The sequence below is a fragment of the Streptomyces carpinensis genome (genome assembly GCF_002154505.1).
GTDB classification, from domain to species: Bacteria; Actinomycetota; Actinomycetes; order Streptomycetales; family Streptomycetaceae; genus Streptomyces; species Streptomyces carpinensis.
This window is the reverse complement of record NZ_MUBM01000452.1, coordinates 1-746: the sequence shown is the minus strand read 5'-3', so window position 1 is coordinate 746 and position 746 is coordinate 1. Positions and strand designations below refer to the sequence as shown.

The following is a 746-nucleotide window of genomic DNA, read 5'->3' as shown; positions in this document are numbered from 1 at the left end:
GGGGAACCCCTATGGGCCGAGCATCGGCTGCTTTCCGCGGCAGCCCAGTCCATGCGTCTACCAAAAGCACGGGCGTGGCGTGGGGTGGCGGAGCATGGCGTTTTGCTGTCGCGCGTTCTGCTCTCCGCCGCCATCACGCGAGGATGGGGCACGGTCGTCGGTGGCTAAGACGCCCGGGTCCGTCGCCAGGTTCCGGGTAGCCCCCAACCACCCCTGGCCTTCTCCGAGTACGTACCCATCACGACCGCTGTGACGCTCTGTGGAGCAAGCCCAGTCGACCTCAATAGTCCGTTACCCGAGGCAGTTTCAAGCCAACTTTGTTGTTCCGCAAGGGGTGTGGAGCAAGGCCCTCCAGGCCCACTGACACCAGGAATCCCAGCAGGACAATGCTGGACATCCCCTCACGAGTGCGTGTACATCTGGAGACACTGCTGGCGGCGCAGAAGACATGGGGGTTTGCGATGCTTTCGAGCAGTACGCGCCGGTCGGAAAGCCGGACGCCATGAATGCCCCTCACCCTTCGAAAGTGGCTGGAATCGATTCAACGGTTCCCCCTCCCGCACACACTGTCCCGCCCGCTCCCGCAGCCCCGGGCACCTCTCCGGCCGCCACGACGAACGCCGCGCACTCCCCCCACCCCCCGCATCCGCCGGGCGCCCTGCTGCAGGACCGGCTCGCGGGCTGGGTCTCCGACCTGACGACCCTGCACGAGCTGACCGAACGGCTGGCCCGCACGAACGGGCTCG

General features: G+C 66.6%; 1 pseudogene. It reads left to right on the top strand.

Annotated features, from left to right (window positions below):
* Positions 1 to 386: 386 nt before the first annotated feature.
* Positions 387 to 746: pseudogene (locus tag BZY54_RS55725) on the top strand (phosphatase); the annotation flags it as partial.